This window comes from uncultured Bacteroides sp. (genome assembly GCF_949298305.1).
In the GTDB taxonomy this organism is placed as follows: Bacteria; Bacteroidota; Bacteroidia; order Bacteroidales; family Bacteroidaceae; genus Bacteroides.
The window spans coordinates 1-11,574 of the sequence record NZ_CASFWU010000086.1 but is presented as its reverse complement, the minus strand read 5'-3'; the positions used below and the strand labels follow the sequence as shown (position 1 = coordinate 11,574).

General features: G+C 57.8%; 7 protein-coding genes. 1 reads left to right on the top strand and 6 read right to left on the bottom strand.

All coding sequences use genetic code 11. The features are described 5' to 3' along the window. The 6 genes from Q1Y74_RS11090 to Q1Y74_RS11065 form a co-directional block, all read right to left on the bottom strand. The coding region (locus Q1Y74_RS11090) for a S41 family peptidase (protein WP_300814396.1) at positions 1-732 on the bottom strand (732 nt) is incomplete at its 3' end. Between the two features lie 44 nt (positions 733-776). Continuing rightward, positions 777-1,232, bottom strand: coding sequence for a pantetheine-phosphate adenylyltransferase (coaD, locus tag Q1Y74_RS11085; RefSeq protein WP_300814395.1), 456 nt, complete (start codon positions 1,230-1,232; stop codon positions 777-779). A gap of 98 nt (positions 1,233-1,330) precedes the next feature. After that, a complete protein-coding gene (locus Q1Y74_RS11080; RefSeq protein WP_300814394.1) occupies positions 1,331-3,280 on the bottom strand; it encodes a DNA topoisomerase IV subunit B in 1,950 nt (649 codons plus the stop codon). Between the two features lie 444 nt (positions 3,281-3,724). Further along, the gene (locus Q1Y74_RS11075; RefSeq protein WP_300814393.1) at positions 3,725-5,299 is read right to left on the bottom strand and encodes a sulfatase; all 1,575 of its coding nucleotides are present in this window, start codon (positions 5,297-5,299) and stop codon (positions 3,725-3,727) included. A gap of 96 nt (positions 5,300-5,395) precedes the next feature. Continuing rightward, the gene (locus tag Q1Y74_RS11070) at positions 5,396-7,264 is read right to left on the bottom strand and encodes a RagB/SusD family nutrient uptake outer membrane protein (RefSeq protein ID WP_300814392.1); all 1,869 of its coding nucleotides are present in this window, start codon (positions 7,262-7,264) and stop codon (positions 5,396-5,398) included. Positions 7,265-7,275: 11 nt separating this feature from the next. Next, positions 7,276-10,557, bottom strand: a complete 3,282-nt coding sequence (locus Q1Y74_RS11065) for a TonB-dependent receptor (protein ID WP_300814391.1) — start codon at positions 10,555-10,557, stop codon at positions 7,276-7,278. A 151-nt stretch (positions 10,558-10,708) separates the two neighbouring features. Here Q1Y74_RS11065 and Q1Y74_RS11060 point away from each other — a divergent pair. Further along, a partial coding sequence (locus Q1Y74_RS11060; RefSeq protein WP_300814390.1) for a beta-N-acetylhexosaminidase occupies positions 10,709-11,574 on the top strand: 866 nt, incomplete at its 3' end.

The following is an 11,574-nucleotide window of genomic DNA, read 5'->3' as shown; positions in this document are numbered from 1 at the left end:
GTCTTTCTGTTCCAGGAACTCGTTGGCCAGGTCGATGGCGGCGTTCAGGTAGCCGCCCCCGTTGCCCTGCAGGTCGAGGATGAGGTCCTGCATGCCCTGTGCCTGAAGCTCCTTCAGCGCCTTGAGGAACTCGGCGCCTGTGGTGGCGGCAAAGCGGTTGACGCGGATGTAGCCCGTGCCGGGCTGTATCAGGTAGGAGGCGTCGAGGCTGTAGATGGGTATCTTGTCGCGCTTCACGTTGAAGAGCAGGGGCTCCTGCACGCCGCGGCGCACCACGGTGAGCTTCACCTCGGTGCCTTTGGGGCCGCGCAGGCGGCTCATGATGTCTTCGGTGCTCATCTTCACGCCTGCAATGGCGGTGTCGTTGACGGCGGTGATGCGGTCGCCGGCCAGGATGCCCACCTTCTCCGAGGGGCCGTTGCTGACGGGCTGCACCACGAGCAGCGTGTCTTCTATCATCTGGAACTGCACGCCGATGCCCTCGAAGTTGCCTTGCAGGGGTTCGTTCATTTCCTTCACTTCTTCGGCGTTGCTGTAGGTGGAGTGGGGGTCGAGCTGCGCCAGCATCCGTATGATGGCTTCTTCCACCAGCTTGTTTTCGTCCACGGAGTCTACGTAGAGGTTGCTGATGGCAAATTCGGCCATCTGCAGCTTGCGCATGGCGTCTCTGTTGATTTGTGCCTGCACGCCGAGGGTGCAGGCGAGCAGGACGGGTAAGAATATATGTCTCATAATGCAATGGGTGTTACGGTTAAAATGTATGGGCAACGGGGGGCTCAGTCTATCTCCATCCCCTCGGGCAGGAACTGGCTGACGTCTTTCTGGAACTGCAGCAGCTCGCGCACGGCGGTGGAGCTGATGCTGGTCAGCTCGGGCTCGGTGAAGAGCAGGATGGTCTCCACCCCCGCCAGCTTGCGGTTGATGTCGGCAATGGTCTCTTCGTACTCGAAGTCCTTCACCGTGCGTATGCCGCGGATGATGAGGTTGGCCTTCTCCTGCAGCACGAAGTCGATGGTGAGGCAGTCGTAGGCCTTGACGCTGACGCGGGGTTCGTCGCGGTAGAGCTTCTTTATCATTTCCTCCCGCTTCTCGGTGGGGAAGTAGCTGTGTTTCTTGTCGTTGATGCCGATGCCGATGACTACTTCGTCGACAAAGGTCAGCGCGCGTTTCACCACGGAATAGTGGCCGATGGTGAAGGGGTCGAATGTCCCCGGGAAGATGGCTTTGGTCATAGTTGATATTATTAGTTGACAAGTTGACGAGTTAACAAGTTGACAAGGATAATAGGCGGGCGATAGCAGCCCTGGTGGCCTGGAGCCTTGTCACCTTGTCAACTGACTACGTCTTCCTCAATCACCAGGTTGTTGATGATGAACGTCTGCCGCTCCATGGTGTTCTTGCCCATGTAGAACTCCAGCAGCTCCTTGACGAGGTCGGTCTTTCGCAGGTTGACCTGCTCGAGGCGCATGTCCTTGCCGATGAAGTGGCGGAACTCGTCGGGCGAGATTTCTCCCAAGCCCTTGAAGCGGGTGATTTCGGGGTTGGGGCCCAGCTCGTCGACGGCCTTCTGGCGCTCTTCCTCGCTGTAGCAGTAGTGGGTCTGCTTCTTGTTGCGCACACGGAAGAGGGGCGTCTGCAGGATGTAGACGTGCCCCTTCTTGATGAGGTCGGGGAAGAACTGGAGGAAGAAGGTTATCATGAGCAGGCGGATGTGCATGCCGTCCACATCGGCATCGGTGGCCACGATGACCTTGTTGTAGCGCAGGCCTTCCATGCCGTCCTCGATGTTGAGGGCGGCCTGCAGCAGGTTGAACTCCTCGTTCTCGTAGACCACCTTCTTGGTCAGTCCGTAGGAGTTGAGGGGCTTGCCGCGCAGGGAGAAGACGGCCTGCGTGTTGACGTCGCGGCTCTTGGTGATGGAGCCGCTGGCGGAGTCGCCCTCGGTGATGAAGATGCACGACTCGGCTTCCTGGTCCTTGCCCTTGCCGTCGTTCAGGTGGTAGCGGCAGTCGCGCAGCTTGCGGTTGTGCAGGTTGGCCTTCTTGGCCCGTTCGCGCGCCAGCTTGGTGACGCCGGCAATGGCCTTGCGCTCCTTCTCGGAGTCCTGTATCTTCTGCAGCATCACTTCGGCCATGAGCGGGTTCTTGTGCAGGTAGTTGTCCACCTCGGTCTTGATGAAGTCGCCCACGTACTTGTTCACCGTGGGGCCCGCGGGCTTGTCTTCCTGCGGGTTGGCGGGCCACATGTTGTTCGAGCCCAGCTTGGTCTTGGTCTGGCTCTCGAACATGGGCTCCTCGACGTCGATGGCGATGGCGGCCACCAGTCCGTTGCGGATGTCGGCGTAGTCCATGTTCTTGTTGTAGAACTCCTTGATGGTGCGTGCCAGGTGCTCCTTCAGGGCTGTCTGGTGCGTGCCGCCTTGGGTGGTGTGCTGGCCGTTGACGAAGGAGTAGTATTCCTCGCCGTACTGGTTGGTATGGGTGAAGGCTATCTCGATGTCCTCGCCCTTGAGGTGGACGATGTCGTAGAGGCCTTCGCTGGTCATGTTGTCCTTCAGCAGGTCCTCCAGGCCGTGGCGCGAGACGATGCGCTGGCCGTTGTAGACGAAGGTCAGCCCCGTGTTGAGGTAGGTGTAGTTGCGCAGCAGGGTTTCGACGAAGGGGTTCTGGAAGGTGTAGCCCACGAAGAGGGTGCTGTCCGGCTCGAAGAAGATGTAGGTGCCGCTTTCCTCCTGCGTGTCGGCGGTGGTGTCGTTCTGCAGCACGCCGCGCTCGAAGACGGCCGTGCGCACCTTGCCGTCGCGGTAGCTGCGCACCTCGAAGCGGCTGCTCAGGGCGTTGACCGCCTTGATGCCCACGCCGTTCAGTCCCACGCTCTTCTTGAAGGCCTTGGAGTCGTACTTGCCGCCCGTGTTCAGCTTGCTGACGGCCTCGATGAGCTTGCCCTGGGGGATGCCGCGGCCGTAGTCGCGCACGCTGACGCGGAGGCTGTCCTCGATGTTCACCTCAATCTTCTTGCCGGCACCCATCTTGAATTCGTCGATGGAGTTGTCCATCACTTCCTTCAGCAGGACGTAGATGCCGTCGTCGCTCTGCGAACCGTCGCCCAGGCGGCCGATGTACATGCCCGAGCGGACACGGATGTGCTCCATGTCGTCCAGGTGGCGTATGTTGTCGTCGGTATATTCCACTCCTCCGTTGGAGGTTTCTGTACTTGCTTCCGGCTGATAGTCTTCGGGCTGCACGTCCAGCGGCAGCATCATATTGTTGTTGTCTTCCATGAATAATACTGTTGTTGGGTTGCCTGTTTGCTGACAGGCACTTGGCGCAAAAGTAGTCAGAAAATCGGAGGTTCGCAAGCAATCCCGCGCTTTTCGTGGGCGGGGAGGGGGAAAAGGGAGGGAAAGCGGGAGCCGGGTCGGGAAAACGAAGCCTGGCTGGCAGGCGGCCTGCTTCCGACTGCCGGATGACGGGGTTAGGAGGCAGAGGAACTGCCTGCGGGAAGACCGGATGTCTGCCTGCGGGAAGACCGGACGTCTGCCTGCGGGGAGACGGAGCGTCAGCCTGCGGGGAGACGGGGTGTCTGCCTGCGGGAAGACGATGTGTTTGCCTGCGGGGAGACAGGATGACAGCCTGCGGGAAGATTTCCGGTCCGGTCGTTGCGGTGCGCCCGGGGTAAAGAAAGGGGGCGTGCCTTTCACGCTTCAGGCACGCCCCCGTCCGTTTCACTGCTTCTGCAGGACGGACTCTATGGGGTCTTTGTACAAGTCTTGCAGCTCGGTCAGTTCCTGGTGCAGTTCCTTGGTTATCTGCTCGTAGCCGGGCTTGCCGTAGAGGTTGTGCATCTCGGTGGGGTCTTCCTGCAGGTCGTAGAGTTCCCACTCGTCGATGTCGTTGTAGAAGTGGATGAGCTTGTAGCGCTCGGTGCGGATGCCGTAGTGGCGTTTCACCATGTGCTCGGCGGGGTACTCGTAGAAGTGGTAGTAGAGAGCCTTGCGCCAGTCGGCCGGCTTCTCGCCCTTGAGCAGCGGCAGCAGGGAGACGCCGTGCATGTCGGCCGGGATTTCGGCGCCCGCCAGGTCGAGGAAGGTGGGGGCGTAGTCAATGTTCTGTACCATCTGCGGGATGTCGCCGCGGGTCTGGAAGTCCTTGGGCAGGTGCATGATGAGCGGCGTGCGCATGGACTCCTCGTACATGAATCGCTTGTCGAACCAGCCGTGCTCGCCCATGTAGAAGCCCTGGTCGGAGGTGTAGACCACGAGCGTGTTGTCCAGCAGGCCTTTCTCCTTCAGGTAGTCCAGCACGCGGCCCACGTTGTCGTCCAGCGACTTCACCACCTTGGCATAGTCGCGCATGTAGCGCTGGTACTTCCACCCGGCCAGTTCTTTCCCCTTCGGGTTCTTCCGGTAGAACTCCTTGATGATGGGCTCGTAGAAGGCGTCGTACTGGGCGCGCTCTTCGGGCGTCATGCGGCCGATGAACTCCTCGTAGGTGGCCTTCAGGCGTGAGTCTTTGTCCTTGCGGTACATCTTGGTGTCGTAGATGATGTCCATGTCCTTCCAGATGCTCATCTCCTGTGCGGCGGCGGCGGGGCGGCCCTCGTAGTCGTCATAGAAGTTGTCCGGCATGGCGAAGGTCTTGTCCTCGTAGAGCGAGAGGTACTTCAGCTCGGGCAGCCAGTTGCGGTGGATGGCCTTGTGGTGGATGAAGAGGCAGAAGGGTTTCTCCTTGTCGCGCTGGTTCTCCATCCAGTCGAGACTCTTGTCCGTGATGAGGTTGGTCAGGTAGCCCTTCTCGGTGATGGTGTCGTTCTGCATGGTGATGAAGCGCGGGTTGTAGTAGTCTCCCTGTCCGGGCAGGATTTCCCAGTAGTCGAAGCCGGTGGGCAGGCTCTCCAGGTGCCACTTGCCGACGATGGCCGTCTGGTATCCGGCCTTCTGCAACAGCTTGGGCATGGTCTGCTGCGAGCCGTCGAATACGCAGGTGGTGTTGTCCGTGAAGCCGTTGGCGTGGCTGTGCTTGCCGGTTATCATGCAGGCGCGGCTGGGTCCGCTCAGCGAGTTGGCCACGAAGCTGTTGGTGAAGCGGATGCCGTCGGCGGCGATGCGGTCCAGGTTGGGCGTCTCGATGTAGCGCTTGTCGTAGCAGCTCATCATCTGGGCCGTGTGGTCGTCCGTCATGATGTAGACTATGTTGTACTGCTTCGGCGCTTCTTTCTTCTTGCTGTCGCAGGAGCTGTGGGTGCCCGCCGCAACGATTCCCGCAATGGGAATCATGATTTTGGTGGATAGTTGTTTCATAAGTCAGTCTTGTTGGGTTGGGAAGAATGGCATTAGTCCGGGCCGGGATTTCCTCCCGGTGCCCGGACTAAAGTGATGGTTATAGGAATGGACGGCTTACCAGCCGGGGTTCTGTTCCCAGGCATAGCCGGTCAGCGAGAGCATGCGTTCCTGGATGGGCAGCAGGTAGTCTCTGTCCAGCTTGAACTGCCATCCGTTGGGGTAGTTCGTGTTGTTGAACGGAACGATATATCGCTGGCTGTCGCCGGGATTGCCGGTCAGGTAGAGGTTGTTGCCCGAAGCCTGGTCGTAAATCAGCGAGTAGCTGCCGTTGCTGTCATAGTAGAACGGGTTGTTCTCGAGGTTGCTGCCCACGAACAGGGCACCCACGGGTGTCTTGCCTACAATCAGCACGTCGGCGGCTGCCCAGCGCAGGATGTCGGTCAGACGGGTGCCTTCAATGGCCTTCTCGATGCGGCGCTCGCGGCGTACGGCCTGGATGTACTTGTCCAGGTCGCGGAACGGATAGTCCGCCTCGGTGTTGTATTCGCGGTCGAAGTCCACTTCGGGCATGCCGGCACGGTCTCTCAGCGGCTTCAGCGCGGCCTTGATTTCGTTGGCGTTGCCGGCTCCGTTCAGTTCGGCCAGGGCTTCGGCGTAGTTCAGCAGGATGTCGGCGTAGCGCACCTGGATGGCGGGTGCCTGGCTCTTGCCTTCACCGTCGATGGTGGGTTCGTAGGTCGTGTTGAACTCCACGTACTTCAGGATGGAGTAGCCGGAGGTGTTCTGGTTGTAGCTGTTTCCGTTGAGCGGGGGCAGCGTGAACACGTAGGCTCCGTTGGGGCGCAGTTCCTGTCCCGGTGCGCAGATGGTCTGCGTCAGGCGCGGGTCTCTGTTCTCAAACTCCTGTCCGTACACCTTCTTGGCATTGTCGCGTTCGGCTCCTACAAAGGGTTTGCCTTCGATGGTCAGGTAGTCGTCCACCAGCGAGGCCGAGGCACCGCACTGTCCGCCGCCCTGGTTCAGGAAGCGGGTTACGGAGTGGCCGATGTTGTTGGCGGCGTCATACTTCTTCCACCACAGCACTTCCTTGTTCGAGGAGAGGTCGAGCGTGATGAACAGGTCGCGGTAGGCTGTCGGCGAGCCGGCGGAGATGCTCCATCTGCCGTCGTCCATCACAGCCTTGGCGGCATTGGCAGCCTGTTGCAGGTAGGAGTTGATTTTCTCGTCGGCGTTGGTCAGGCTCTTGTCATAGAAAGGGGTGTTCTTGGCGCGGTGGTACTTCTCCCACGTTCCGGCAAACAGGGCCACTTCGCTCTTCAGCGCTCGGGCCACATCCTTGTGTACGCGCATGGTGGCGTTGGTGGACTTGGCCTGCAGGTTCTCGATGGCGATGTCCAGGTCGGCCAGGATGTGGTCGGCAATCTCGGTACGCGTGTTGCGCGGCAGCTGCATCTGTCCTGCGTCGGGATCCAGCAGGTCTTCCATCCACGTCACACCGCCGTAGTTCACCAGCAGGTGGTAGTAGAAGCTGGCACGGAAGTAGTAGGCTTCACCCACACACTGGTCGTATTCAATGCCTCTTTCGGTGCAGTTCTCGATGTTCTTGATGAGGAAGTTGATGTTGCGTATCAGCTTGTAGTCATTCAGCTGCGAGGCATCGCTCAGTGCCGTTTGGCCGGCCAGGCGGGTGTCTATCACGTTGCCTATCATGTTGTCGCTGTTCAGGTCGGTGAAGGCGATGCCCGAGGCGTTGCCCACGTTGTTGGACTGCGACTTGATGGCGGAGTTGCCCACCGTTGAATTACCTCCGGCTACATAGACGCTTCCTTGATAGAACTGGTTCAGGTAGAGGTTGATTTCGGCGGTGGTGCCGAAGGCGGTTGCCGATGATAATTGTCCTTGAGGCATCTTGTCCAGGTCGTAGCAACCGGCCAACAGGAACGAAACAATCGGGCCTAATAACGATAAATATATCTTTTTCATAACGAAGGGAATTAGAGGTTAATAATGACACCAAATGAAAGTACCCGGTTCATGGGGTAGTTCTTACCGGCTTCGCTGGAGTAGCCGCTGCTGGTATAGATGGCTTCAGGGTCGAACATGTTGGCCAGCTTGGTGAAGGTCAGCAGGTTTTCGCCCGAGAAGAATACTTGTGCCTTGTCCAGACCAATCTTCTGAATCCATGCCTTGGGCAGGTCGTAGCTGACGGTCAGGTTCTTCAGGCGGCAGTAGGCTGCGTTCTGCATGTAGCGGTCGCTCTTCTGTGACGTCTTGTTGCGGAAGCGTCCGATGGAGCTGGCAGCTGCGGTGTACGGATTGGGATAGTAAGCATCCGGATTCTCGGGTGTCCAGTAGTCCAGGTGTTCCTTGAACACGGTAACCTGTGCATACGGGCCCGAACCCCAGAAGTAAACGGTACCCATGTCCGGACACCAGTCGCGCTTGGCAACGCCCTGGAACATCAGGCTCAGGCTGATGCCCTTGTAGCTGATAGAGCCGTTGAGGGTATATTGATAGCGTGGAGTGGTGTTACCGATGATGGTCATATCGCCCATGTCGTCCAGTGTGTTCAAACCGTTGTTGATGGCACCGTCTCCATCCAGGTCCATGTATTTCACGTCACCCGGTTTCCATGCCTGGCCGGAGAGGTAGGAGAGGTCTAACTTGTTGTACTCGTCGGCCTCTTCTGGAGTCTGGATAAGTCCGGAAGCGCGGTAACCCCAGATTTCGCCCACCTGCTTTCCTACATACCAGTTGCCTTGTGGGTTGGTTCCGGTCGGGTTTTCGTATGCGGTAACTTCAGAAGTGGCGTCGGACAGTGAGCCTCCTACGGTATAGTCGATGTCCTTGCCAATCTTGCCGCGGTATTGGATGGTGAATTCCCAGCCTCTGTTTCTCATGCGGGCGTTGTTGGTCTCGGGAGCGGCTGCGCCGAAGAAGTCGGCAAGGTCGGCCGTCGGGCCCAGCATGTCCTTCGTGTCGCGCTGGAATATGTCGAAAGTACCGGTCAGGGCATTGCCGAAGAAGCCGAAGTCAATACCGATGTTCTTGCTTTCAACCTTTTCCCAGGTTGTGTTGGATGTTACGACACCGGGAGCAGTCAGATAGCCTTCGCGGCTGTTCTCGAAGAACCAGTTGCCGGTAGAAGAAGAGCCCATGGTAGAGGCAAACGTGTACAGGGCGGCTCCACTCTGGTTACCCAGCAGACCCCAGGAGAGGCGGAGCTTCAGGTTGGACAGTACGTTGGAAGTCTTTTCCATGAATTTCTCGCGTGTGATGTTCCATCCTAAAGAGACGGAGGGGAAGAAACCCCAGCGGTGGTCGGAAGCAAAGCGGGAAGAACCGTCGTAGCGTCCGTTCACTTCAACCAGATAGCGGCCCATGTAGTCGTAGTTGATACGGCCGAAGAAACCGCGGGTGGCCCAGCCGTTGCGGGTATCTGTTACGGTGCGGGTACCGTTGGCCAGCGTAAGGCTGGGGTTGGTGGTCGAAATCAGGTCTACTACCGAGTCATACAGGTACTTGTAGCTGTAGTCCTCTTCCTGATAACCGGCCATGAACGTGAAGTTGTGCTTGTCGTTGAGCGAAAGCAGGTAGTTGGTGTACAGGTTGATGGACTGGTAGCGGGTCAGTGTGGACGAGCGGGTGAACCGTCCGTTCTCGGCCACGTTCAGTTCCTGACGCGTACCTTTATATAAGGTCTCGCCGTCGGCACCCGGAATCATCGGAGCCACGTTCAGGGCTTCGTAGTCCGAGTTGTACTGACGATAGGTATAGTCAAAGAAGATGCGCCAGTCCTTCAACGGCATGATTTCAAAGCCCGGAGTCAGCGTCAGGTTGTTCCGCTGGGAGGTCGTGTAGGTTCCGCTTTGCAGGTAGGGAATCATGGTCAGTTCAGTGAAGTTGCCGTTGGGGTCAATCTCGTTTACCGTGGGGCGGAAGCGTGCCAGTGAGTGATAGAAGCCCTCGGAGAGACCGCCGGTTCCGAACGGGGAGTTGCTTTCCGAACTCATGAATTTGGTGTTCAGCTTCAGCTTCAGCCATTTGGTCACTTCGGAGTTGATGCTGGCATTCAGGTTGAAGCGCGAATAGTCGATGTCCGCATAGCGCAAGATACCTTCTTCCTTATACATACCACCCGAAATGTAGTATTGGGCTGCCTTGCCGCCACCGCTGACGCTGACGTTGTGGTTCTGCTTGAAGGCGGCATCCTTGTAGTGCAGGTCGAAGTAGTCCACGTTGCCGATACCCTTGGCCGTGTTCTCGAAGGCGGCCACCAGGTTGTTCGTGTTGCCCAGTTCGGCCCAGCAGTCTGCCAGGGTGAAACTGCTCGGGTCGTTGACGTATTGTTGCAGCTGTGCCAGCTTTTCGTCGCTGTACTGCTTGGCAACTCCCGCATTCTCGCACGCCTGGTTGAAGTAGAGGGCGAAGTCGTAGGCATTGGCCATTTCGGGAAGCACGGTCGGGGATGACCATCCCACGGTTCCCTGATAGCTGATGCGGGCCTTGCCTTCTTTGCCCTTCTTGGTGGTCACCAGGATGACACCGTAGGCGGCACGCGCACCGTAGATAGAAGCGGCGGCGGCATCCTTCAGCACGGAGATGTTTTCAATGTCGTTGGGATTGACGTCGGCCAGGTCCATTTCCACACCGTCCACCAACACATAGGGATTGGCCGTGTTCGACAAGTTACCCTGGCCGCGCAGGGTCAGGCTGCCGCTTGCGCCGGGACGTCCGGAGTTGGAGTTGGTGACGGTCAGACCCGGAACCAGACCCTGCAAACTCTGGGTTGCGTTGGCCACCGGACGCTGGCTCAGTTCCTCACCGTTTACGGTCGACACCGAACCGGTCAGGTTTACCTTCTTCTGCACACCGTAACCCACAACCACCACTTCGTCGAGGGTTTGGGTGTCTTCTTTCAGTTCAATAATCAGAGTCTTTCCCGCTACAGCCTGGATTTCCTGCGTCACGTAGCCGATGAACGATACCTGCAGGGTGGCGCCGGAGCTTACTTTCAGCGTGAAGTTACCGTCGATGTCCGTCACCGTACCGTTGGTAGGATTGCCTTTTTCAATGATAGTAGCACCGATGATGGGACCCATGGCATCGGAGACTGTACCTTTCACTTCAATGGATTGCTGGACAACGTGCTGTCCGTCGACTGCCGGCCAGGTCCTTTCTGCGCGGGTAGCTTGTGGAGAAGCAGCGAGGAGGACTACTCCCGCAAGCAAGGCTTTTCCGATAAAGCGCTTGCTGGTTAAAATGTAATTTTCCATAATAAAACAAATAAGGTTATTGTAGAATAGTCTAAAAACTTTCCAAATATACAGATTATTTCATAATAACAAACGCATTTTTAAAAATAATTCTTATTTTTGCGTGGTTACATTAAAAAAGAACAGTAACTACTCTTAAATTTAATATATTATGAAGAATCTTACATTAGCCCAATGGGCGGTTTGTGCCATGCTGTTACTGCTGGCAGGCTGCACCGCCAAGAAAGTCGAGACAGGTGACTTCCATGTCATTCCGCTTCCTCAGGAAATCACCGAATCGGCCAATTCCTCCCCGTTTGTCATCAACTCCTCAACGGCTGTCTGCTATCCTGCCGGCAACGAGAAGCTGGAGCGCACCGCCCGGTTCCTTGCTTCCTATATTAAGGAAATGTGCGGCACGGAGGTGAAACTCACCACGTCCGAAGGCAAGAACCAGATTGTGCTGGGACTGGACGAGAGCATCGCCAACCCCGAAGGTTATGAAATGGCAGTGACGGCCGACCGCATCGCCCTGAAAGGCGCCACCGAGGCAGGCGTATTCTACGGCATCCAGACCCTCCACAAGGCCCTGCCCATCACGGGCGGCGAGGCGCTCGCTTCGTTGCCGGCCTGCACGGTGAAGGACTATCCGCGCTTCGGCTACCGCGGCTTCATGGTAGACGTAGGCCGCCACTACTTCCCCGTCAGCTATCTGAAGGAAATCATCGACATGCTGGCCCTGCACAACATCAACTACTTCCACTGGCACCTGACCGAGGACCAGGGCTGGCGCATCGAAATCAAGAAATATCCCAAGCTGACCGAAATAGGTTCCTACCGCAAGGAGACTATCACCGCCCCCGGCTCGGGGAAGTATGACGGCGTGCCCGTCAGCGGGTTCTACACGCAGGAAGAGGCCAAGGAGATTGTGCGCTATGCGGCCGAACGCTTCATCACGGTCATACCCGAAGTGGACATGCCGGGCCACATGATGGCGGCGCTGGCGTCCTATCCCGAACTGGGATGTACCGGCGGTCC

Bases quoted from the DNA above. Each gene is read 5' to 3' on its own strand.
- coaD (WP_300814395.1), bottom strand. From the start codon at position 1,232: ATGACCAAAGCCATCTTCCCGGGGACATTCGACCCCTTCACCATCGGC.
- Q1Y74_RS11080 (WP_300814394.1), bottom strand. From the start codon at position 3,280: ATGGAAGACAACAACAATATGATGCTGCCGCTGGACGTGCAGCCCGAA.
- Q1Y74_RS11075 (WP_300814393.1), bottom strand. From the start codon at position 5,299: ATGAAACAACTATCCACCAAAATCATGATTCCCATTGCGGGAATCGTT.
- Q1Y74_RS11070 (WP_300814392.1), bottom strand. From the start codon at position 7,264: ATGAAAAAGATATATTTATCGTTATTAGGCCCGATTGTTTCGTTCCTG.
- Q1Y74_RS11065 (WP_300814391.1), bottom strand. From the start codon at position 10,557: ATGGAAAATTACATTTTAACCAGCAAGCGCTTTATCGGAAAAGCCTTG.